23 protein-coding genes are annotated in these 20,971 nt (G+C 57.0%); 14 read left to right on the top strand and 9 right to left on the bottom strand.

What is annotated here, in order from left to right:
* Positions 1-77: 77 nt before the first annotated feature.
* Complete coding sequence (locus JJN09_RS07980; RefSeq protein ID WP_249486664.1) at positions 78-1,727, bottom strand: GMC family oxidoreductase; 1,650 nt, start codon at positions 1,725-1,727, stop codon at positions 78-80.
* A 133-nt stretch (positions 1,728-1,860) separates the two neighbouring features.
* Here JJN09_RS07980 and JJN09_RS07975 point away from each other — a divergent pair, with 133 nt between their 5' ends.
* The 6 genes from JJN09_RS07975 to JJN09_RS07950 all read left to right on the top strand — a co-directional run bounded on the left by JJN09_RS07975 (position 1,861) and on the right by JJN09_RS07950 (position 7,990).
* On the top strand, positions 1,861-2,748 hold the full coding sequence (locus tag JJN09_RS07975) for a LysR family transcriptional regulator (RefSeq protein ID WP_039767081.1): 888 nt from the start codon (positions 1,861-1,863) through the stop codon (positions 2,746-2,748).
* Between the two features lie 99 nt (positions 2,749-2,847).
* On the top strand, positions 2,848-4,110 hold the full coding sequence (locus JJN09_RS07970) for an MFS transporter (RefSeq protein ID WP_249486663.1): 1,263 nt from the start codon (positions 2,848-2,850) through the stop codon (positions 4,108-4,110).
* 85 nt (positions 4,111-4,195) lie between these two features.
* Positions 4,196-4,411 carry a DUF4287 domain-containing protein gene (locus JJN09_RS07965; RefSeq protein ID WP_249486662.1) on the top strand — a complete coding sequence of 72 codons (216 nt, stop codon included), beginning with the start codon at positions 4,196-4,198 and terminating at the stop codon, positions 4,409-4,411.
* A 13-nt stretch (positions 4,412-4,424) separates the two neighbouring features.
* Positions 4,425-4,910 carry a GNAT family N-acetyltransferase gene (locus JJN09_RS07960; protein WP_248742173.1) on the top strand — a complete coding sequence of 162 codons (486 nt, stop codon included), beginning with the start codon at positions 4,425-4,427 and terminating at the stop codon, positions 4,908-4,910.
* 86 nt (positions 4,911-4,996) lie between these two features.
* Positions 4,997-6,685, top strand: a complete 1,689-nt coding sequence (locus tag JJN09_RS07955; protein ID WP_249486661.1) for a DUF2599 domain-containing protein — start codon at positions 4,997-4,999, stop codon at positions 6,683-6,685.
* Positions 6,686-6,751: 66 nt separating this feature from the next.
* Positions 6,752-7,990, top strand: a complete 1,239-nt coding sequence (locus tag JJN09_RS07950; RefSeq protein WP_249486660.1) for a DUF2599 domain-containing protein — start codon at positions 6,752-6,754, stop codon at positions 7,988-7,990.
* A gap of 82 nt (positions 7,991-8,072) precedes the next feature.
* Here JJN09_RS07950 and JJN09_RS07945 read toward each other — a convergent pair whose 3' ends face one another.
* Positions 8,073-8,513 carry a GNAT family acetyltransferase gene (locus tag JJN09_RS07945; protein ID WP_249486659.1) on the bottom strand — a complete coding sequence of 147 codons (441 nt, stop codon included), beginning with the start codon at positions 8,511-8,513 and terminating at the stop codon, positions 8,073-8,075.
* Positions 8,514-8,666: 153 nt separating this feature from the next.
* Entirely contained in the window at positions 8,667-9,245 is a 579-nt protein-coding gene (locus tag JJN09_RS07940) for a DUF4337 domain-containing protein (RefSeq protein ID WP_249486658.1), read from the bottom strand.
* A 513-nt stretch (positions 9,246-9,758) separates the two neighbouring features.
* Here JJN09_RS07940 and JJN09_RS07935 point away from each other — a divergent pair.
* Positions 9,759-10,121, top strand: coding sequence for a hypothetical protein (locus JJN09_RS07935; RefSeq protein ID WP_249486657.1), 363 nt, complete (start codon positions 9,759-9,761; stop codon positions 10,119-10,121).
* A 69-nt stretch (positions 10,122-10,190) separates the two neighbouring features.
* Here the strand turns inward: JJN09_RS07935 and JJN09_RS07930 are convergent, their stop codons facing one another.
* The gene (locus JJN09_RS07930) at positions 10,191-10,589 is read right to left on the bottom strand and encodes a hypothetical protein (protein ID WP_249486656.1); all 399 of its coding nucleotides are present in this window, start codon (positions 10,587-10,589) and stop codon (positions 10,191-10,193) included.
* 118 nt (positions 10,590-10,707) lie between these two features.
* On the opposite strand from JJN09_RS07930, the gene JJN09_RS07925 reads away from it, so the two are divergent.
* From JJN09_RS07925 to JJN09_RS07915, 3 genes are read left to right on the top strand one after another with little or no spacing between them, the layout of a single operon-like run.
* A complete protein-coding gene (locus tag JJN09_RS07925; RefSeq protein WP_249486655.1) occupies positions 10,708-12,249 on the top strand; it encodes a DUF2235 domain-containing protein in 1,542 nt (513 codons plus the stop codon).
* Complete coding sequence (locus JJN09_RS07920) at positions 12,249-12,905, top strand: DUF2931 family protein (protein WP_249486654.1); 657 nt, start codon at positions 12,249-12,251, stop codon at positions 12,903-12,905. The genes JJN09_RS07925 and JJN09_RS07920 overlap by 1 nt, the downstream gene beginning before the upstream one ends.
* Positions 12,906-12,915: 10 nt before the next feature.
* Entirely contained in the window at positions 12,916-13,572 is a 657-nt protein-coding gene (locus JJN09_RS07915) for a DUF2931 family protein (protein WP_249486653.1), read from the top strand.
* Positions 13,573-13,972: 400 nt separating this feature from the next.
* Here the strand turns inward: JJN09_RS07915 and JJN09_RS07910 are convergent, their stop codons facing one another.
* From JJN09_RS07910 to JJN09_RS07900, 3 genes are all read right to left on the bottom strand, one after another.
* On the bottom strand, positions 13,973-14,746 hold the full coding sequence (locus JJN09_RS07910) for a hypothetical protein (protein ID WP_249486651.1): 774 nt from the start codon (positions 14,744-14,746) through the stop codon (positions 13,973-13,975).
* 118 nt (positions 14,747-14,864) lie between these two features.
* The gene (locus tag JJN09_RS07905; protein WP_249486650.1) at positions 14,865-15,971 is read right to left on the bottom strand and encodes a DNA alkylation repair protein; all 1,107 of its coding nucleotides are present in this window, start codon (positions 15,969-15,971) and stop codon (positions 14,865-14,867) included.
* A 2-nt stretch (positions 15,972-15,973) separates the two neighbouring features.
* The gene (locus JJN09_RS07900; protein WP_249486648.1) at positions 15,974-16,579 is read right to left on the bottom strand and encodes a glutathione S-transferase; all 606 of its coding nucleotides are present in this window, start codon (positions 16,577-16,579) and stop codon (positions 15,974-15,976) included.
* Between the two features lie 410 nt (positions 16,580-16,989).
* Between JJN09_RS07900 and JJN09_RS07895 the strand changes: the two genes are divergently transcribed.
* From JJN09_RS07895 to JJN09_RS07885, 3 genes are all read left to right on the top strand, one after another.
* Complete coding sequence (locus JJN09_RS07895) at positions 16,990-17,394, top strand: TraR/DksA C4-type zinc finger protein (RefSeq protein WP_007935965.1); 405 nt, start codon at positions 16,990-16,992, stop codon at positions 17,392-17,394.
* 228 nt (positions 17,395-17,622) lie between these two features.
* Complete coding sequence (locus tag JJN09_RS07890) at positions 17,623-19,227, top strand: methyl-accepting chemotaxis protein (RefSeq protein ID WP_249486646.1); 1,605 nt, start codon at positions 17,623-17,625, stop codon at positions 19,225-19,227.
* A 112-nt stretch (positions 19,228-19,339) separates the two neighbouring features.
* Positions 19,340-19,543, top strand: a complete 204-nt coding sequence (locus JJN09_RS07885) for a hypothetical protein (protein ID WP_249486645.1) — start codon at positions 19,340-19,342, stop codon at positions 19,541-19,543.
* A 6-nt stretch (positions 19,544-19,549) separates the two neighbouring features.
* On the opposite strand, the gene JJN09_RS07880 is transcribed toward JJN09_RS07885, so the two are convergent.
* Together JJN09_RS07880 and JJN09_RS07875 are read right to left on the bottom strand one after the other, a co-directional pair.
* On the bottom strand, positions 19,550-19,786 hold the full coding sequence (locus tag JJN09_RS07880) for a DUF2789 family protein (protein ID WP_249486643.1): 237 nt from the start codon (positions 19,784-19,786) through the stop codon (positions 19,550-19,552).
* Positions 19,787-19,825: 39 nt separating this feature from the next.
* Positions 19,826-20,089, bottom strand: a complete 264-nt coding sequence (locus JJN09_RS07875; RefSeq protein WP_249486642.1) for a hypothetical protein — start codon at positions 20,087-20,089, stop codon at positions 19,826-19,828.
* Between the two features lie 406 nt (positions 20,090-20,495).
* On the opposite strand from JJN09_RS07875, the gene JJN09_RS07870 reads away from it, so the two are divergent.
* Positions 20,496-20,966: a hypothetical protein gene (locus JJN09_RS07870; RefSeq protein WP_007950541.1), complete on the top strand. Its 471-nt coding sequence runs from the start codon at positions 20,496-20,498 to the stop codon at positions 20,964-20,966.
* Positions 20,967-20,971 lie beyond the last annotated feature (5 nt).

The raw sequence follows: 20,971 nt of genomic DNA, 5'->3' as shown, positions 1-20,971 counted from the left end.
GTATCCCTCACAGTGATTGTTTTTGTTGTTTCCACTGTCGGCGCCGACCTCGTGGGCTGGCACCGCTATTCCTTTGGTCAAGAGAGTGCGGTCAGTGCTTTTTCTTCGGCGGGAAAGCTCCGGGCGGTTGGGTTGAGGATCAGCTGTGCCGCTTTTTCAGCAATCATCAGCGTAGGCGAACAGGTGTTGCCCGAGGTAATGCGCGGCATGATCGATGCATCGGCAATCCGCAGGCCGGGCACGCCATGCACGCGTAATTGCGCATCGACCACCGCATCTGCGTCGTTGCCCATGCGGCAGGTGCCGACCGGGTGAAAAATAGTCGTACCAATCTTCGCCGCCGCTTCGTGCAGTTGTTCTTCGGTTTGCAGGCTGGCGCCGGGCAGGTACTCCACCGGGTTAAAGGCTTGCAGGGCCGGGGCGCTGACGATGCGTCGGGTCAGGCGGATCGCGTCGGCGGCCACGCGCAGGTCTTCGGGATTGCTCAGATAATTGGGTTGAATCAATGGGGATTCTTGCGGGTCGGCGGAGCGAATTTCGACTCGGCCACGGCTCTGCGGTCGTAAATCACACACCGACGCGGTGAACGCGGGGAAGCTGTGCAACGGCTCGCCAAAGCGCTCCAGCGACAGCGGCTGCACGTGGTATTCGAGATTGGCCGAGGTCTGCTCAGGCCCGGATCGGGCAAACGCGCCCAACTGACTCGGCGCCATCGACAACGGCCCGCTGCGGTCATACAGATAACGCAGGCCCATGCCCATCTTGCCCCACACGCTGCCGGCGATCTGGTTGAGGGTGCGGGCGTTTTCCAGTTTGTAGATCAGCCGCAGTTGCAGGTGGTCCTGCAGGTTGCCGCCGACGCCTGGCAGTTCATGCACGACGCCGATTCCGAGCTTTTCCAGCAGCGGACGCGGGCCGATTCCGGAGCGTTGCAGAATGCTCGGCGAACCCACGGAGCCGGCGCACAACACGATCTCCTTGCGCGCCTTGAAGCGCTTTTCCTGACCCTGCCAACGTGCGCTGACCGCTGCCGCACGTCCATCCTCGAACAGCACGCGATCCACCTCGACGTCGGTCAACACCGTGAGATTGGCCCGATCGCGAATCGGTTTGAGAAACGCCTTCGCCGCATTCCAGCGCACTCCGGCCTTCTGGTTCACCTGAAAGTAACCGCAACCTTCGTTGTCACCCTGGTTGAAGTCATCAATGCTGGCGATGCCACTCTGTTCGGCAGCACTGCGAAACGCATCGAGAATTGGCCACGACAGGCGCTGGCGTTCAACCCGCCATTCACCCTTGTCGCCATGAAAATCCGCCGCGCCGGCGAAGTGGTTTTCGCTCTGTTTGAACAGTGGGAGCACATCATTCCAGGCCCAGCCCGGATTGCCCTTGGCGGCCCAGCCGTCGTAGTCGTTGGCCTGGCCGCGCATGTAGATCATGCCGTTGATCGACGAACAGCCGCCCAGCACCTTGCCGCGCGGATAACTCAGCGCGCGGCCATTGAGGCCCGGCTGTTCTTCGGTCTTGAAGCACCAGTCGGTGCGCGGGTTGCCGATGCAGAACAGGTAACCCACGGGGATGTGAATCCACGGATAGTTGTCGCGCCCGCCGGCTTCCAGCAACAACACGCGCTGCTGCGGATCCGCCGACAGCCGATTGGCCAGCAAACACCCGGCCGGCCCGGCGCCGACCACGATGTAATCGAATTCATCGAGGGAAGTCTGCATTCCCTGACCTCGCTTATTGTTTTTGTTGTCAGTCATCCTAGTTGTTAGCTTTCGTCAAAAGAATGTTAGTTTTTGCGCAGCCGCTGTGCGTTTTCAAACAGCGCTTCCTGACGATAGCCGACAAGGACAAGCCATGTTCGACTGGAACGACCTGCGGTTCTTTCTCGAGTTGCAGCGCAGTGGCCGACTGCTCACCGCCGCCCGCCGCTTGAACACCACTCACGCCACCGTCGCCCGCCATATAGAGGCCATCGAAAAAAGCCTCGGCACCGCGCTGTTCGTCCAGCACGCTCAGGGCTACGAAATGACCCCGGCGGGGGAGGCGCTGCTCAAACACGCTGAGGCCATGGAAAATGTCGCGCTACTGGCCCAGGAGGAAATCACCCAGTCCACGGCGCCATTGGGCAAGATCCGCGTCGGCGTGACGGAAGGGCTGGGCATCATGTTTCTCGCCAGTCGCATGATCGGGCTGTTCGAACGCTATCCGGGACTGGAAGTGGAATTGGTTGCCGTGCCGCGCTTCGTCAGCATCCTCAACCGCGAGGCGGAAATCAGTATTCACCTGGAACGGCCGGCGGCGGACATGCTGGTCACTCGCAAACTCACCGATTACCGGCTCGCGCTCTATGCCAGCCGGGCTTATCTCGACAATGCGCCGCCATTGCGCAGTCGTGAGGATCTCGGGCGGCACGCATGGATCGGCTACGTCGACGATCTGCTGTTCAGTCAGGAACTGATGTTTCTCAACAGCTTCTGCCGCAATCCACGTGTGGTGTTTCACAGCACCAGCGTGATCGCCCAGCAGCAGGCGGCACGTTCCGGACTGGGGATTGCGGTTCTTCCCTGTTATATGGCGGCGTCAGATCCGGATCTGGTGGCGCTGCTTCCGGATGAGAGTATCGAGCGCAGTTACTGGATCAGCACGCGGCGGGAGTTGCACAAGTCGGTGCGGTTGCGGGTGGTTTGGGATTACGTCGTAGGGTTGTGTGAAGGCGAGCGCGAGCTGCTGATGGGGCAGTAACGGTCGGCTGTTTCATGCAACTAATACGTTAGGAAAAAGGTCATTCGATTTGCGGAGGTTGAGTCATCTCGCAGAACCTCGACAACGAAGATGCTTCCCGTGGCTACTCACCTCGATCGCCGCAACAACCTGTCCCTCGACAGCCTGAATTTCTTTCTCGCCGATGTGCGCGACGGGCTCGGTCCCTATCTGGCGATTTACCTGCTGGCGGTTCACCATTGGGAGCCGTCGAGTATCGGTCTGGTCATGACCATCGCCGGGATCGCCGCGCTCATCACGCAGACACCGGCGGGCGCGCTGGTCGACAGCACACGCTTCAAGCGGGCGCTGATAGCGATTGCCGCGCTGGTGGTGACCGGAAGCTGTCTGCTGCTACCGTTTGTGACGTCGTTTACCCTGGTGGCCGTGACGCAAGCCATCAGTGCCGTCGCCGCTTCGATCTTCGCCCCGGCCATTTGCGCAATCACTCTCGGGATCACCGGGCCTCGCGCCTTCACGCGAAGGACCGGGCGCAACGAAACCTTCAACCACGCCGGCAACGCTTGCGCCGCACTGTTGGCCGGTTTGTCTGCGTACCTGTTCGGCCCGGTCGCCGTGTTTTATCTGATGGCCGTCATGGCGCTGGCCAGTGTGATTGCCGTCTCGTTTGTATCGGCCGATGCCATTGATCACGATCTCGCCCGAGGCCTGGAACCCAGCGAAACGGGGCAGGGCAAGCAGCCTTCAGGGCTTTCCGTGTTGCTCAACAACCGACCGCTGCTGATGTTCGCGATTTGCTGTGCGCTGTTTCATCTGGCGAACGCGGCGATGTTGCCGCTGGTGAGTCAGAAACTGGCACAAGCCAATCTGCAGATGGCCACGCCGCTCACGTCCGCCTGCATCGTCGCGGCGCAAATGGTGATGGTGCCGGTTGCTTTTCTGGTGGGGGCGAAAGCCGATCTGTGGGGGCGCAAACCGTTGCTGTTGGCGGGTTTTCTGATCCTGCCATTGCGTGGCGTTTTGTATGTGCTATCCAACGATCCGTGGTGGCTGGTGTCGGTGCAGTTGCTCGATGGCATCGGCGCGGGGATTTTCGGCGCGCTGTTTCCGGTGATGGTGAAAGACCTGACGCAAGGGACCGGGCATTTCAACGTCAGCCTCGGGGCGATTTCGACGGTGTTTGGTCTGGGCGCGGCGTTGAGCAACAGCCTGGCGGGGATTGTCGTTCAGGAGGCCGGTTACAGCGCTGCGTTCCTGACATTGGCGGCGGTGGCGATGGCAGCGCTGGCGCTGCTTTGGGTGGCGGTGCCGGAGACGGTGTCGCGGTCTGGTGCTGAACCTGACGGGTTGCCAGGACCTGTGCCGCCGATCGTTGCGCCCTGACGCATGCCTGCACTGGACGACGCGACCAACCTGGCCTTCAATCTGTGAGTTCATAAAACTCCGTCGCAAACAGGGAGCTTGCAGCATGACCGACGACACCCAAGTAAAAGGCCCGGCGTCCTACTTTCCTTCAATCGAAAAGAAGTACGGCCAGCCCATCGATCACTGGCTGAATCTGCTGGCCACCGTCACCGACAAAAAACACATGGAACTGGTCGCCTGGCTCAAGACCGAACATGGCATGGGCCATGGGCATGCGAACGCACTGGTCGCCCATCATCTGGCAAGCGTTAAAAAGTGAGGGCAGGGCAGCCATGAACTTGAAACACAGGCCAGTGAAGGCCGATGACGTCAAAACCATCTGCGGTTTTCCGCAAGGCGTTCAGGAGTTGTATTTCATGTTCCCGAAGGCGGAATTTCCGTTGACGGAGGCGCAGATGAGCGCCGCGATCAGTCAGCGTTTCGACTCCACGGTGGTCGAGGCCGATGGCAAGATTGTCGGCTTCGCCAACTTCTATCGCGCCGAGCGCCAGGGCATTTGCTGCATCGGCAATGTGATCGTGGCGCCGAGTGCCCGGGGCAAAGGCGTGGCCCGGTTTATTGTCGAGACCATGACTGAGCTGGCCTTCGAACGCTGGGAGGCGAAGGAAGTGCAGTTGTCCTGTTTCAATGAAAACACGGCCGGGTTGCTGCTGTATCCGACGCTCGGATTTGTACCGTTTGATATCGAGGAGCGTGCTTCGCCGGGAGGTGGGCGAACCGCGTTGATTCACATGAGACGTTGCAGAAATAAGGCCTGATAGCCCGATCGGTTTGACCGTCAGGGTTGTGCTTACTACGCTGCTTTTCATGGAAGTGTCATCTCGCACGACAAGGAGTGTCGGTTATGCGCGCAGCCGTTCGTTCGCCTTTTTTCCTGAGCCTGCTCCTGCCCCTGACATTCAGCGCCGTGGCTGCCCAGCCATCGCTCGACCCGCTGGAAACCCTGAACCGCATCAACCGCAACTACAACACCCTCAAGGATGCGTGCCAGGAGCCTGACACCGGCGCCGCTCGCGGGCATTACTACTGCAGCGGGGTGACGTTGCGCATGGTCAACGAAGGGCCGTTCAATCCATGGGATTACAGCCCTTACGCGATCAAGATCGGCGCGACGTCCTACTCATGGATCCGCAAGGATCTGAGCACCCGGATCCTGATTCACCCGGCCGGTTTCATCCTGCGCAATCCCACCGATGCAGCGGCGTTGCAACTGCCGGTCAAGGAGCAAGGCTTCACCTGCATCTACGCGTTCGATGGCGGCACCGGGCCCGAGCGCAAGTGGTATGGCTGTGGCTTCTTCGACAGCCGCGAACCGCCGCGCGCCGCCCAGGCAACCATGAACAACAAGAACGCCGCGCTGGCTTACGGCACCTGCGCGGAGGCCGGGGTGAGCACTGCCGAGCAGTGGACCAACAAGTACACCGGGCTGATGAAAGGACCGATCCAGTACGGCCAGTGCTCCTGGAACGCGGAAAAACCCAGCGACTGGAATGCGATGATCCGCGTCCACGAATCGCGGGTGAACACCACAAACAAAGACCCTTTCGCCTTCAGCGCACAGGTCAACGAATTCATGTTGAAGAATGCCTCGGCCACCAACGACGGCAGCGAAAACATGAAGTACATCGACGCCTTCATCTACAACGTCAACAGCACGCAGAACTTCGCTACCCGTGGAGATCAGGCGCCACCCAAGCCGGAGGACGGCCTGAACAGTGCGCGCAATTTCCAGAAGAAACTTCAGGCCCAGGGTTACAGCGTGCCGATCCTGCGACTGGATTTCACCAAGCCACCGGAGCAGCGCTTCAGTTATGTCGCGGCAGATCAGGCGATTGATCTGACAACTACCGGCAACGGCCAGCCTGCACCGTTGACCTCTCGCTTCATTGCTTCAGCCAATTGGGTCGAGCGCCACGACCCCGGCACCGGCAAGAACGAATGGACACTCAACGTCACGCCTACCGCTCAGGGCAAGGCAATTCAGGCCAGCGATCAAGAGGCACTCTACAAGGAGTTGTTCGCGCTGCGCGGCGCCGACAACCAGTGGCGCGATAACGAAAAATCCCCCGGCAGCATGCGTCAGCAACTCAGTTGTCTGGTGCAGAACTACCCGGGCAAGACCGAGTGGAATCTGGAACCGTTCCGCCCCGTCGTCACCGCTCAGGAAGCGGCCAAGGCCGGTTGCAACCCGCTGCCGGTCAAGGCACCGCAGTACATCGCTTCCGCTGACTGGGTCAAACGCTACGACCCGGGCACCCGTCAGGACGAATGGACCTTGAGCATCGTGCCGACAGCCGCCGGGCGCGCGTTGCCCAACGAGCAGATCGATGCCCTGTACCAACAGTTGTTCGCCCTCAGGGGTGCCGATGGCAACTGGCGCGACAACGAGAAATCCGCCGGTAGCATGCGCCAGCAATTGGGCTGCGTACTGGTCAATTACCGCGCCAAGACGCCATGGAATCTTGAGCCGTTCCGGCCTGCGCTTTCGGACAGCGAGACCCGTGCGGCGGGGTGCAATCCCGTTACGCGCTAAGCCCCGCCGGGTACCGGGCGTCATTGAACAGGGAAGCCGAGAAGAACAATCAGGGAGAAACACGTCATGAAAGAACGCTGGAGCAGGATCGTCCCACTACTTGCGGTTCCGTTGTTTCTGCACGCGACGTCGGCCAATGCCGAGTCCTGCGAAGACACGCTGAAGCGCGTTGAAACCTTGTACAACAACACTACCGCCAGTTGCGGCAAAGACCCGGCGTCGGATTGTTCGGGATTGCTGATTCGCGGCACTCACCGCGCCGATCCGGCAAAAGGGCAGAAGTGGGATGTGTGGAACCCAAGCCCCAAAGCGGTCGAGCTGGGCACGTTTGCTGCGTCCTATATGCGGGCCGATGGCATCAGCTACGAAGACCCCGGCATGAGCACCCAGAACGGCTACATCATCACCCCGGTCGATATGGTGCGTGACCCGGAAAATCCGGTACACGTTTACTGCGCGTTCCCCAACGATGCCTGGACCGATTTTCGCGACGACCGTGGCTGCGGCAACAACAAGAACACCAGTCAGACCGAGGCGGTCTGCCAATCCATGGCCCCGCCGATCACCAACGTCAACGCCTGGGTCGCTCACTTCACCAAGTTCAACAACGACCGCAAGCAAGACCAGTTGCAATGCGGCTTCAACATGCGAAACCCGATGAGCAGCCAGGACCGGGTCAACGCGTTCCAGAACTTCATGGGCGCTCGACGCGTCATCAACACCCGAGAGTTCCAGACTCAGACCGAACTGCGTCTGGGCAATCCGAAGACAGACGAACTGCCGATCCTGGCCTTTTTTTATAGCGACCAGCGAGGCTTGAACGACGCCCTGGCCAACCAGCGGGACTATAAGGCCAAGACCGGCAAGGACCGCAACATCGTCAAGATCGACTTCCCGAAAACGCCGACCAGCAAGGCCACGTTCTCCTGCATCCAGACCGCAGCGCCACCGGCGCAACAGTTTTGCGACAAGTACATCGAATCCAGCACCTGGGCCCAGCGCGACGACCCGAAACTCGGGCCGAAGACCTGGTCGCTGCAAGTCGTGCCGACCGCTTGCGGGCGCGCGATCAAGGATGACCAGACCGATCGGATGTTTGCCGAGTTGTACAACAAACACAAAGACGACGAGCAATGGCGGATGTACAGCGTCAATGGCGGTTCATTGCGCCGGCAGATGGTTTGTCATCTGGCCGCGTCGTTCGATGGCAAACCTGTGAGGAACAAGCCTGAGTGGAACCTTGAGCCGGCGCGGCCTTATGTGGATCAGGCGACGGCGGTGGCTCAGCGGTGTAATCCTTACTGAGGTTATTGAGTGGTGGAATCCGGTCTGCCGATGTCTTGGGTATCGGCAGGCAGGATTGTGAGCCGCCGCTCATAGCGTTCCCTCATTCGGATATCTCAATATTCGACTCGATCTTTTTCCCCATGCTGATGCGCGGTTCGGTCGAATACCCAAGAGTTTCGTAAAAGGTTTTGACGCCTTCATTTGTGCTAAGGATTTGCGGGTTGATTTTCATGCAGCCACGCACGGTCAACGCGGTCTCGGCATGATGCACAAGTCTTGCGCCCAGGCCATTTCTACGATGTGCCGGGTGCACCGCAACCGAGTAGAGCCAGCCACGATGGCCGTCGTATCCCGCGAGAACGGTACCGATAACGTCATTTCCTGCCAACGCTACAAAAAAGAGACCGTCCTCAACAGCCAGTTTCTTGTTGATAGCAAGGCCGGGAGTGTTATGCGCGGTTTCGTAACCGAAAACGGTTTCCCAGAGTTCCACGACACCGTGGCGGTGGTGCTCATCTGAGTATTCGGCAATAGCATCCATGGTGTAGCCCTCGAAATGAAGGGGCTGACGCTAGCGTCTTGAGGTAGGGAATGTCTACTTTCTCTTTTTGCCCGATAGTAGCCACTCATGAACGACCGCTATGAACCCGCAGCGGTCAGCAACATTCAACCGGCAAATGTCTGACCGCCTCACTTAGATATGCAGCCAGGCCAGTGAGCCCAACATGACCCCCAAACCCGCCGCCCCAAACGAGACGCGTCTGAGCCATTCCTTGCGCGTCAGCAGGGTGATGGCCGCCAGTGAAATGGCGATTTGAATCGCGGTCATGGCCTGGGCCCAGCGGTGATGCTGGTGCAGAACCTGCTCTGACTTCTCGTCCCACTCTCGCGCCTGCTGCTCGAGTGTTTCCGCCTTTTTGCGGGCTTCCTCTTTCTGCTCCCCATAGCGCCGCGCCTCGGCAACATAGTGAGCGGAATCCAGCCCCGGAAGATGGCTGGCCAGCTCCGACAGGTTCTGCCGACTGGACTTGGCCTGGTAGTAGTTCCACTCGTTGGCGGCTTCGGTCTTCTGGATGGCGGCGTTGTTTTTGTCCATGGCGGCCTCACTTTCCGTCGAGCCGGCCTGATAACTCATCAGGGCGCCAACCGTCGCCATGATCGCCGTCATGACCGCAACCTTGCTGGCAAAGCGATCGCCTTTTGCGTGGGCATGATGGGTGGTGTGTTCAACGTGTTGCTCGTGAGGACTGGGGACTTCGAACTCTTCAGGCATGGCTTTCGGACTTAGGTTGAGGAAGGGATTTGGGCGGATTATGCAGGGTGGTCGGTTTTTTAAACACAGGTGACTGGTGGTGTTTGGGTGAAAGCGGACGGCCTGATTTACGTATTCCCGTCGGACTGCGAAACAGTCTCTTTTGTCAGAAATTAAACACGAAAAACGTGGCATGTTTATGAGATGTCTCTCGTCACATCCCGATGCCCACAACACCTTGCGTCAACGCCTACAGCTAAGACAGAATCCGCCGGCTTGTGCGTTTGGTGCTCCCTCCGTAACTTGATTCCCGTCACTGCCCATCAGTGATCGGGTCTGCAAGCCCGCCGGAAAAACCAGTCGAACAGCCTGCCAAAAGGACGCACGTTTGTGTCCGCTCAATGGCGGCTTTGTGCGGGAGACCTTCGGGTCTGCCGGGTGCCTGGTTTCCCGGTCTTGCAGACCCGCACTTGGCTGCCACCCATCATCTGCAAGTGATGCTGGTAGCTCCTAATCAAAATCAGGAGTTTCACCATGATCAAACCAACACCGAATCCACCAGAAACCGATCCAGTCTCACCCTACCAATTCCCCGATTCCCGAACCCTGAACGAAGCCGCCGAACGAGCCCTCGATCATTACCTGACGCCGCAACAACGGATCATGGGCAGCCACACCACACACGATCCAATGTTCCTGGCCAACCCCGCCTACAACAGCGAATCCCTGTTGGCCAACGCCAGCGAATCCCTCGGTTCAGCCAGCGAAATGCTCAGCAACTTCGCCGCCATCCTTGAGCCTGCACATCGCAGGACTGCTCTGGGCATCGCCCAAGTGGTCATGGTCGCTGGGCTGGCCGTGAATCAGGCGCTGGATAAGGTAGAGCTGAAAGCGTAGCGGCTGCCCTTAAGTAGAAAGGGAGCAGACTCATTACCTGAATCTGTTCCCTTTTTTTGTTTGATGAGCTCAACCGTTGGCGTCTGCTCTCTTTTCCGCCGTCACGATGCAAGCCTTGTAGAAATTGGAATGGAAATCGCTGATCGCTTTCTGCTGCAAGCTCTCGCTTGAGTACTGCGGAATCTCGTACGCCTCGCGGATCAGCGACTTGAACAACTCACCCACATACTCGCTCTGCTTGCCTGCCGCTTCGGCCAGTTCCCACACCGAAGCCATGGGCACGCCTTGCTGCCTGCTTTTCATGACCTGTTTGGCCGAGTTTTCTATTCGCTGACACTCTTCGAGCTCTTCCTGCGGAACAGGAGAGGCAAGAGCGGAAAGGCTGATGGTGAAGGTTATCGCTGCTGCAAGACATTGTTTGTGCACGAGGTGTCGTCCGTGATTTTGAGGCTGAACCTTAACATTCATGGCGTGGCGCCACCATTGCAGGAAGCCAAGCGCTGGCACAGGGCCACGCCTTGCGTCACCTCGCTTCGACTGTCACCCTCCGGTCCGTTCTCAAAGGATCAGAACAAGGAATCAAGGATTGAGTGGCTACGTTCCCAACCCGCCCAAAAATTTCCGCAACACAGGCACCAAACCCGTCGATATTCACGCCCAGCGTTGGGCTGAGTATGAGAAACACGGGAAAGAGCCTGCATCGGCACGTGAAAAAATTGGCATTGCCCTGCGGATCGGAGTTTTCTTCGATGGTACTGGGAATAATGCCAATAACGCTGCCGCGGGGTTACTTTGCGGTGCCCATCATCCCATTGCTGCTCAAGACATTGATGCCAGTTGCAAGCCGTTCATGAAAGATCCGGACAGCAGCTACGGTAACGACACCAGCAATGTGCAGAAACTGAGTGACTTGTACTACGCACCTCAGAAAGCCGAAGGCGAGGGTTCGCAGAAGCAAGCCTTCCGCATGGTGTATGTCGAGGGGATCGGTACTCGCTCAGGCATGGAGGACAGCACGCTTGGGGCTGGTACTGGTCGAGGTGAGACGGGTGTTGCAGGTCGTGTTCAGCTTTCGTTTTCAGAGATCAAACTGCGTACTGAGGGGATACTGGCTAGCCATCCTGACAGCGAAATTACTTCTCTGACATTCGATACGTTCGGTTTCAGCCGTGGAGCTGCTGCCGCTCGGCATTTTGCCAATGAAATTGCACGTGGAGAACAGGGCCCTCTCGGGGATGTGATGCGCAGTAGTGCGGGGGGGTTTAGTTCTACTTTCAATGATCAATACAAAAGCAGCATCAATATGGGCTTCATTGGTCTGTTCGACACCGTACCCTCGATTGCCGGATGGTCGAATTTGGGCAATATCAAAAGCCCTGTTGCCACTGGCATAAGGTTGTACCTGGATCGTCGCTATTTCACTGATGTCGTCCAGCTGACTGCCCGCGATGAATGCCGGGCGAATTTCGCTTTGAGTCGCGTCAAACCTGATCACCTGGAAATCGTTTTACCGGGAGTTCATTCCGACCTTGGTGGTGGTTACCTCGAAGAAGCACAAGAGAATGTGCTTGTCAGTCCAATGCAAAGCCTGGACGTGTCGCATCATACTGATGTTTTGACAACTTCGATTTACCGTGATGCAGAGATAGTAAAGGATCAGTTGCTCGCCAAAGGCTGGCCTGAGGAAATGCTGGAAATTGTCACACCCCCCGCGCTGCCCTTGCCGAATGCAATAGACGATCGGCTCAGTCCACGCCTAAAGCGCGTGTACGCCGCCGTCCAACTAAAACGTCCAGTGAGTGGCATGCTCTCCCGGGTGTACCTGCGCTTGATGCACCAGTTGGCGAAGGAGAAGGGCGTCCGCTTTAAAGACATCCCGGATACACCTGAGCTGGCTGTTCCTTCAGAGCTTCAAACATCGTGTGATCGGTTCTTGGCAGGCGACTACAGCGTCACTCCGCAAGAAGAAAAGCTGTTGAAACTGAAGTACATTCACACGTCCGCAAACTGGAACCATCCACTTGGGCGCAGAGACGGCAGTGGAATGAGAGCGGTCTACATCAATGCTCCTACCGCAGACTCGATTCGCGTACAACATCCTCACGTACCTGACTGGACGCTCTGGTAATGAAATTACTCGTCACCCTGTTTTGCGCGTTGTTCGTGGCTGGCTGCCAGTCCGCTGTCTCGCTATCAGGCAAAAACGACCCCAAATCCGAATGGTGGGAGTTGGCGTTCATTGAGCCTGATTACATGCAGGTTTGGGTGGAGGACAGCTCTGTGCAGGACGTTAACGGCAAGGTCTACTTCAAGGCCAATGGCGGCTCCGCAGCTGGTGGTGAGCCTGAGGACGGCACCGAGTCGGCCCGCGGCTGGTCAATCGTGGACGGCAGCGGAAAACGAGTGGTGGGTGCCAATCTTCCCGTTCGGATATATGTTCGATGGCAGTCAATCGTTGAAAAGAAAACTTGGCAAGCCTGGGTGGATATTCCGGAACACGCCAGGCAATTGATGGTGGAATCCACCAGCAAACGTTGCCCGCAAACACCTGAACGAGAGGCGCGGTTTATGGCGTCGGTCTACTTGGGGCTGGCGCCTGGTGGGGTGGTGCAGGCGTGGGTTAAAGACTCGTGTCATAAGGCGATCAAAATCGCTCGGGCGCAAGCAGAGATCGAGACGCTAGGCCCGAGTCAGGGTAAGAACCAAGGACGTTACGCTTATCCGGTCAGTGAAAGGTCGCAACGCTACATCGAGAAATTTGGCATTCCGTACGGCAGTTGGTAACTGTCAGCACATGAGGCAATTCGTAAGTGTCCTATGCGTGCTGTTGATTGCTGGTTGTCATTTGACTGATCCATTGTCAGGCAAAAATGATCCCAAGTCCGAATGGTGGGAGCTCGGCTTTACCGAACCTCGCTACATGAAAGTCTGGGTGGAAGACACTTCTGTGGAAGACATCAAAGGAAGAACGTTCCTGCACACAGGCTCGGGATCGGCGTCGGGCGGGCAACCAGAGGATGGCACAGAGTCCGCCAAAGGTTGGCACGGCGTAGGTAGTTCTGCGAAAGCAGTGGTAGGCGCGGATCTTCCCAAACGAATCTTCGTTCGCTGGCAATCTATCGTAGAGCCACAAACCTATCGTGTTTGGGTGGACATACCCGAGGAAGCCAGGCAACTGATGCTGACGTCGGTCAACCAGCGATGCGCGAAAACGCCAGAGCAAACGGCTACCTATATTTCTTCGGTTTATCTGGGGTTGGCGCCGGGCGGAGTTGTGCAAGTGTGGGTTAGAGATGCTTGTCATCACCCGGTCAAGGTGGCAAGGGCGCAAGCTGAGATTGAACCGCTGGGTCCAAGTCAAGGCAAGAATCAAGGGCGTTACGCATATCCGGTTAATGAAAAAGCTAAGCGCTATATTGAGAAGTTTGGTATTCCATATGGCAGTTGGTAATTCTTAAAGGTTTGGAAGGAAAAATAAATCTGTCCGAATATCCAAATCTACTCGCTTTGATGATATCGACCATGACCTCGGATATGAATACCGTGGTTATAACTACGACATGCAGAGCGGAGATGATGTGTTTCTGGTTAGGGTTTACGATGACGAGCCCGGACAGGCCACGGTAGTGCGTCCGACTTCAATGTCTAAAAACGAAAAACTTGGAAAGCTTGTCGAATTCTTACGATCCGAACTGGGAGTGTGCAGGGTCTTGCTTTACAAGGAGGATGTGGGGGGTATGCCGAGATTGATCTTGATGGTTTGACATTCTATCCCGCCTGAAGTCGGCCTCGTAGTAGAACTGTGGAACAGTCGCAAGGAGGGGCGTAAGAATATCTTTTTTTGCGGTCATTCAAATTGGTGAAAACTCTATATAGTCGCACTGCATTGGCCAAGTTATATTTCGCCAGTTAAAAATGTACTCTGATTCATCTAGGCCACTGCAAGGCTGGCCAAGAAATAACGTTCCTTTAGGATTTGTAATCGCTTTTTTTGATATAAAACTCCACCCTGTGAAATTTTTGCCTAAGCTTTTATCTGACTCGAATCTCGATAGGTCAACGATGCCGCAATCTCCTACAGGGTTACTGTCGGCAATCCAAACGCCCGTTTCGGGTAATAGTTTGTAGTTTTGTACAAAGGTATTGGAGCTGGCTCGGCAGGTCCTAGATAATTTACTGTAATTTAACTTTGCAATCTCAATAAAATTTTCCTCGGTTGATTTTGCACAGAATGCCAATACGGCTTTTAGGGATGATATATCATCTTCGTACTCTGTTTTGGCGGTGGCTTTCGATGTTTTGTTTTGTTGTGTGCTTTCTTTGTTTTTTAAGTCTGTAAAAATTTCGTTGTATTGGATGCAGTCTTTTTTTGTTAATTTTATGCCTTGCTTGAATTCGTTGCGGGCATTTTCGATGCTTTTTTCTATGTTTTCTACTTTGAAAGCTGGTAGGACTCGAGTTTGAACGAAGGCGCATTCAATGGTTGATGTTTCAATTGATGTGCAGCGAAAGGTGATGGAGTTGGTCTCTTTTGTGTTGTAGACAATTCCCACTGTAGGAGCGCTTTCGGCAAGCACCGAAAATGAAGCAATGATGAGGTAGGTTGCAAATATTGGTTTGCGCATTCTGACACCAGTTACAGAGGATTTTGTGGGGGAATGGCGCCTATATAAATGATTTGTCTGGTGTTGCGCAGCAGATATTTCAATTAGGCGATTGCTCTGTAATTATAGTCATGCGGCGCTATTCGGCAATAATGGAGAAAGCCGTATTCGCTAATGCTTCCCCATTAATCGTTACATGCACCGCATGCTCCCCCGCATAATGCTTCCTCGTAGTGAAATCCTTAATCACCTGTCGCCGCATCACCACCTCACTCCCAAACCCCGCCAACACCAAAGTCTTCAACTTGAAAACCTTGGCCGAAGTCCCGCCATTCGCCTTCACATAGTCAATCGCATAGTCAATCACCAACCGCTGTTCCACCGGCACCAACGACCGCACCGTAAACGACAAAGAGATCGTCTCCCCAAGCCGCACAACCGCCGGTTCAACCTTCACGTCCAGCAACTCAACCTCAGCCTTGGCCCCAGCACCGATAACAGTCAGCGCCCGCAAATCCCCCTGTTTGATCAAGCTCCGCAACGCATGTTTCGCAATCCAAGCCGTGTGCTTGTTCTCCAGTGACCACCCCTCAACCGTATCCAACACCCACTCCGGATGTTCCTTGGTCACGTCATTCAAATGATTCGCCACGGACTTGCGCACGTACAAACTCTCATCGGCCTTCAACCGATCAAGAATCCCGGAGGCCAAGCGCGGATCAGCCTGCACCGGTTCCAGCCGAAACGACCATGGCAGGCGTGGGCGGCTGCCTTCGCTGGCGAGTCTTCTGACATGGTGGTTTTCGTCTCGTGCCCAATCGTGCATCAGTTCCAGCGAGCGCTCCAGGTCGCTGCGCAGGAAGTGGCGGATGGCGAATTCGGAGGAGCCGAAGGTGGTGAAGTACTTAAGGGCTTCCATGGATGTGTCGAACGCGTGCGCGCCGTAGATGGCGACGTAGTGCGGCAGGCTCATGCTGACGAAGCCGCTGTTCAGGCGCGGGGCGAGTTCGCGCAGGACGGCGAGGGAATCTTCGTAGTCCAGTGGCAGCACGGCGTGCAGGCTTTCGCTGACGCGGGCCATGCGTTGCATCACGGAGAGGTCGGCGAGGCCGTTGTTGGCGTGTTTGAGAAAGGCCTTGGTCTTGAACGCCGGGTACACGGCGCTCATTTCTGTAGCGATGTGTTGCAGGCGTTCGGCGTTGAAGATTTCTTTCAGGGCCGGGGCGGCGGTTTCGGTGGTGCTCATGGTCAGGTCATCGGGGTGCTGATGAGTGCTTGGAGGCCTTCGGCGTACGCGGTGTATTGGGCGATGCGCGGGAAGCGTTGGGCGTCGATCTGGTCGGGGACGACGAGGCCGGTGAAGCTCCAGGCGACGGCGAGGGTGATGCCGTCCTGCTGGAGAGTGCCGCCGGTGGGCAATGGGTGTTTTTGCAATTCGTGTTCGAGAGCGGTGAAGGCGGCGGCGAGTTGGCCTTCGACGCGTTCGACCCACGGCTGGTATTGAATGTCGGCCGGGCGCAGGTTGCGTTCGTAGTAGAGCTGCACGGCTTTTTCGCAGGCGGCGAGGCCGAGGCCGATCAGGCGCAGGGCTTTTACCCGTTGCGACAGGTCGGTGGGCAGCAGGGTTTTGCCGGACAGGGCTTCGAGGTAGTCGAGAATCAGCGTCGAGTCGATCAGCACTTCGCCGTCGTCGAGGACCAGGGTTGGCGCTTTGACCACCGGGTTGATCTGCTGGAATCGCTCGAAGTGGCGGAACACCGACACCGGGTCGTGTTCCAGTTCGATCCCCAGACACTTGGCGGAGATCGCCACGCGGCGCACGTAAGGGGAGTCCAGCATGCCGATCAGTTTCATGACGCGTTCCTTCAAGTCGAACCGGGGGAGGGCATAACGTAGCTGAGGTTGGGAAGATTGTCAGTCCTGAGAGCGAGCTGGTTTTGCCGTTGGCGTTTGTAAAGAAATGCGACAAAGCGCCGCTCATCCGCCGTTTGTCTTCTATATACAGCCGCTCGACTGAATTTCTTGCTATAAACGCACTCCGATGACCGCCGTGAAGCCTGTGTCAGAGCACTTTCCGGGCTTTGTCGGACAAATTCCCTGTATTTACAGTTGCTGAGGCCTCAAACGGGCCTTAGACTGCCGCCCCTTCGTAAATTGAGTGCCGGGTGGCGTTTGCAATAAACGATGCCTTTCCGATGACCGCAGACGGTTCACCGGAACGCTCCCTATTTCGCCTTAATGCACGTTTTTTTATAGAGATATCAATGACAAAGGACAAGTTGCTGGCCATGCCGGCAGATGACTACATGAATGCCGAGCAACACGCTTTCTTCAGCGAGCTGTTGCAGAACATGAAAGTCGAAACCCACGAGCGCATTGAGCAGAACCGTATTGCCATCGAGAGCCTGGATACCCCGGCTGATCCGGCGGACGCCGCCTCGGTGGAAGAAGAGCGCACCTGGCTGGTGAACGCGATCGATCGCGACCAGCGCATGCTGCCTCAACTCGAGCAGGCCCTTGAGCGCATCAAGGAAGACAGCTTTGGCTGGTGCGACGACAGCGGCGAGCCTATCGGCCTGAAACGCCTGCTGATCAGCCCGACCACCAAGTACTGCATCGAAGCTCAAGAGCGTCACGAGCAGATCGACAAGCACCAGCGTCAGGCCTGATTCCTGAGGCGACCCCTTCAGTGTGGGTCGTCGCGAAAAGATCGCAGCCTTCTGCAGCTTTTATTTAAAGCTACAGAAGGCTGCGATCTTTGCTTTTTCTCGTCTGCCGGAAATCCCCGCACCGTTCCATTGACCTGCCACAGACCCACGACTAACGGACCATGGATAATGGCCTTGTAGTGGCGTTTAATGCAGCCACAACAATGAGAACAAACGTGGGGTAACGAAATGACGAGAGATGGATCTCTGGTTGCGGCTCTGCCTGCACCAGTTGTTTTGCCAAAGAATCGCTGGCTGACGCCGACCCTGCAAAGCATCGCCCTGATGCTGTTGCTGGCCGGGATGAGCCTGGGCGAATGGCCGTTGTACGTGGGCATGCCGCTGGCGGTGCTGATTGTCTGGTTGCCGCGCCTGCGCTCCCGGGCGGTCCCCGATGCGCAACCGGTCGATAGCAGCAATGCGATGTCCGAGCTGACTCGCGACCTTTCCTACACCACCAGTCATAACGCTCTGTCAGCCGCAGGGGTGGCGTTTTCCGTCAAGGAATTGGCCGGCAAGCTGCAATCGCAACTCGACGCCGCCGCGCAGATCGTCAACAACGCCGAAGTGATGATCGCCACCGAACAAGCCACTTCCCAACTCAGTCGTGAAGCATTGGGCGCTGCCAGTGAGGCGCACCACAGCAGCGCGGCCGGGCGGACCGAACTGGTCGATTCCATTTCGCGCATGCATCAACTCAGTCAGCGTGCCAATGCCAGCCGTGAGTTGATCGAAGCCTTGAGTCAGCGCAGCGATGATATTCAGCGCGTGACGCTGGTGATTCAGTCCATCGCCAGCCAGACCAATCTTCTGGCGCTGAACGCCGCCATCGAAGCGGCCCGGGCCGGTGAGCACGGTCGCGGTTTTGCGGTGGTGGCGGATGAGGTGCGCGGTTTGGCGGCTCGTACCGCGACGGCCACCGGTGAAGTGGGCGAGATGGTTGCCGACATTCAGCAACGTACGGCGCAGGTGGTGGAGCAGATTCGCCAGCTCTCCGACGATCTGCATACGGGCGTCGAGCAGGTCGAACACACCGGCCAGCACCTGGAAAACATCGCGCGACTGGCCGCCGGGGTTGAAACCCAGGTCGGCGAAATCGCCCGGGGTGCCGAGACCAACCGTGAGCAACTCGACAGTCTGTTCACCGCCATCGAGCAGATGCGTAGCGATTTGGCGATCAGCGATCAGCAGACCCGACGCCTGGCCGAGGCGGCGGTACAGATGGAAGGGCAGGCGGAAACCATCAGCGAGCGACTGGCCGAAGTCGGTCTGGATGACTATCACCAGCGCATTTATGACTTGGCCCGGGAAGGCGCGGGGCAGATCGCCGCGCGATTCGAGGCCGATGTCGAACAGGGGCGAATCAGTCTCGAAGACTTGTTCGACCGCCAGTATCAGCCGATCCCGAACACCCAGCCTGCCAAGTTTCAGACCCGTTTCGACCGCTATACCGATCAGGTGCTGCCGACGATTCAGGAACCCTTGCTGCCGCGGCACGAAGGCCTGGTGTTCGCCATCGCCTGCACGCAGCAAGGTTATGTACCGACCCACAATCAGGTGTTCAGCCAGCCGCTGACCGGCGATGTGCAGGCCGATACCGTGCACAACCGCACCAAACGCAAGTTCGCCGACCGCACCGGCATTCGCTGCGGCAGCCATCAACAACCGGTGCTATTGCAGACCTACACCCGCGATACCGGCGAGCTGATGCACGACTTGTCGGTGCCGATCATGATCAAGGGCAGGCATTGGGGTGGACTGCGACTGGGGTACAAACCGGAAAGTCCGCGCTGAGTATTGTTGCCGGAACTGCAATTAATCTGTGCACGGGCGTTGCTGTTTCCGCTTGATCCAAATCATTAACATGCCTGCATAGTTAGGGTGCTAATGAAATTTGGAGGTCAGCATGCAATGCAGAGTCGATGTCGCGGTGATGATCGGTAGCGGTGTTCCGGCCGGGCTGCGAGCGATGGGGCAAAGCGTCTGCTGGGTGGTGTTGCTCAATGGCGAGCGCCGGGGTACGGCTTTCGCCAGTCGCGGCGAGGCGGAGGAATGCAGGGCTGCGTGGCTTGCGCAATTGAACGCCGAGTCCGGTAACAGCCTGCATTGATCGAGATTACTTGCCGCGGTGCAGGCGAACGTTCAACTCATCGACCATCACCGCTTCTTCGCCATCGGCACGCAGCCACTCCTTGAGCAGTTGAGCCTGCTGCGGGCTCCAGAAATCGGCGTCGATCAGTTTGGTCTCGGCATCCAGTGGGTGGGATTCGATGAAATCGTCAATCGCGTTCTCTTCCGAAGGTAATCCTAACTGATCAAACAAGGTTGTCAGGTTGTAGGCAGGCAGTTCCATGTTGTACTCCTTGAAGGATGGCGGGGGTGATTACCCTCTTTATCTGAGGGGGGCGCTGGCCAGGAGTTCGATCTGTGATTCGAGGGCGCGGGCCAGTGCACAGGCGGCATTGTGATCCTCACGGAAACCTCTGACACGGCCTGTCGACTTTTCCCTGATGTGGAAGAAGGCGTTGCCCGCTGGAATCACCTGAAACAGTGGTTCCTGGCCACAGGGCTCTGCTGCGGAATCCGTCCGCAGGGTCGGAGCATTGAAGACAAAGGGTAGGTTTTGGGCTGCGGCAAAATGCGTCAAAGTGCACATATGAAGTCCTTTTCATGGATTGACCCGCATTTACAGACGGTTGCGGGTAGTCGCGAGCAGCGTCGCTGCTCTAGAATCGCCAACACCTGTTGACGGCATGACGTTATCTAAAGCAATTTTTTGCGTGCGATATGTCGGAAAAGTGCTTTTCTTGGTGAGTTTTTTCCCTAAAGTTCGTAGTCAGTTTTCTCTGGCCGATCGTGAGGCGTTTTCCTTCAACATTTGGAGAACGTCTTTGCAGGTTTCGCGAGTGGCATTCCAGTAGTCTTGTGAACTTCGCGTTGAATGAGCACTTGGCTCGTTCAGGCTTTTATCCGAGTCATTGCGCAACACCATCGGCCTGGCCGTTTTTAATGTCGTGCGCGTTTTTCGCGTGCGGCACTCTTTCAAGTGTGGGGATGTTTCTTTGGCAGTCAGTAACCTCGATATGCATGCTTTGTTCGTGCTGGGTGATTTGCGGGCAAAGCTGGTCAAGCAGTTTCAATCGCGTTTTGTTTACATCACCGAGCAAAACGCCGAAGGCATTTACGTTGCCGAAATCGACACCGAAAGCGCATTGGTGGTCGACGACAAGCCCGGCCTCAAACTCAAGGTCGGCGATCATTTCAGCGCTTCGGTATTGCCCAGCCGTGAAGGCGGCAAGATGGACATCCGTTTTCGCGAGATCAAAATGACCGTGTACGGCCTGGGCGACTATGCCTTCGTCACCACGGCCGACGGCCATGCCATCGTATTCAAGGAAGGCCATAGCGCGGTCACCGTGTTTGCTGCCAATGAGCAGCTGCAGGAAGGCCTGACCAAAACGCTCAAAGCCGTTACTGCCAAGGCCGCCAAGTGGCGCAAGGGCGAACTGGTGACCTTCAAGGCCAGCGAGTGACGGGT

Source organism: Pseudomonas sp. HS6 (assembly GCF_023375815.1).
GTDB lineage: Bacteria > Pseudomonadota > Gammaproteobacteria > Pseudomonadales > Pseudomonadaceae > Aquipseudomonas.
This window is presented reverse-complemented; position numbering and strand designations above follow the sequence as displayed.

Bases quoted from the DNA above. Each gene is read 5' to 3' on its own strand.
- JJN09_RS07955 (WP_249486661.1), top strand. From the start codon at position 4,997: ATGCGCGCAGCCGTTCGTTCGCCTTTTTTCCTGAGCCTGCTCCTGCCC.
- JJN09_RS07975 (WP_039767081.1), top strand. From the start codon at position 1,861: ATGTTCGACTGGAACGACCTGCGGTTCTTTCTCGAGTTGCAGCGCAGT.
- JJN09_RS07890 (WP_249486646.1), top strand. From the start codon at position 17,623: ATGACGAGAGATGGATCTCTGGTTGCGGCTCTGCCTGCACCAGTTGTT.
- JJN09_RS07900 (WP_249486648.1), bottom strand. From the start codon at position 16,579: ATGAAACTGATCGGCATGCTGGACTCCCCTTACGTGCGCCGCGTGGCG.
- JJN09_RS07875 (WP_249486642.1), bottom strand. From the start codon at position 20,089: ATGTGCACTTTGACGCATTTTGCCGCAGCCCAAAACCTACCCTTTGTC.
- JJN09_RS07965 (WP_249486662.1), top strand. From the start codon at position 4,196: ATGACCGACGACACCCAAGTAAAAGGCCCGGCGTCCTACTTTCCTTCA.
- JJN09_RS07910 (WP_249486651.1), bottom strand. From the start codon at position 14,746: ATGCGCAAACCAATATTTGCAACCTACCTCATCATTGCTTCATTTTCG.
- JJN09_RS07915 (WP_249486653.1), top strand. From the start codon at position 12,916: ATGAGGCAATTCGTAAGTGTCCTATGCGTGCTGTTGATTGCTGGTTGT.
- JJN09_RS07950 (WP_249486660.1), top strand. From the start codon at position 6,752: ATGAAAGAACGCTGGAGCAGGATCGTCCCACTACTTGCGGTTCCGTTG.
- JJN09_RS07940 (WP_249486658.1), bottom strand. From the start codon at position 9,245: ATGCCTGAAGAGTTCGAAGTCCCCAGTCCTCACGAGCAACACGTTGAA.
- JJN09_RS07885 (WP_249486645.1), top strand. From the start codon at position 19,340: ATGCAATGCAGAGTCGATGTCGCGGTGATGATCGGTAGCGGTGTTCCG.
- JJN09_RS07905 (WP_249486650.1), bottom strand. From the start codon at position 15,971: ATGAGCACCACCGAAACCGCCGCCCCGGCCCTGAAAGAAATCTTCAAC.
- JJN09_RS07935 (WP_249486657.1), top strand. From the start codon at position 9,759: ATGATCAAACCAACACCGAATCCACCAGAAACCGATCCAGTCTCACCC.
- JJN09_RS07930 (WP_249486656.1), bottom strand. From the start codon at position 10,589: ATGAATGTTAAGGTTCAGCCTCAAAATCACGGACGACACCTCGTGCAC.
- JJN09_RS07980 (WP_249486664.1), bottom strand. From the start codon at position 1,727: ATGCAGACTTCCCTCGATGAATTCGATTACATCGTGGTCGGCGCCGGG.
- JJN09_RS07895 (WP_007935965.1), top strand. From the start codon at position 16,990: ATGACAAAGGACAAGTTGCTGGCCATGCCGGCAGATGACTACATGAAT.
- JJN09_RS07880 (WP_249486643.1), bottom strand. From the start codon at position 19,786: ATGGAACTGCCTGCCTACAACCTGACAACCTTGTTTGATCAGTTAGGA.
- JJN09_RS07945 (WP_249486659.1), bottom strand. From the start codon at position 8,513: ATGGATGCTATTGCCGAATACTCAGATGAGCACCACCGCCACGGTGTC.
- JJN09_RS07920 (WP_249486654.1), top strand. From the start codon at position 12,249: ATGAAATTACTCGTCACCCTGTTTTGCGCGTTGTTCGTGGCTGGCTGC.
- JJN09_RS07960 (WP_248742173.1), top strand. From the start codon at position 4,425: ATGAACTTGAAACACAGGCCAGTGAAGGCCGATGACGTCAAAACCATC.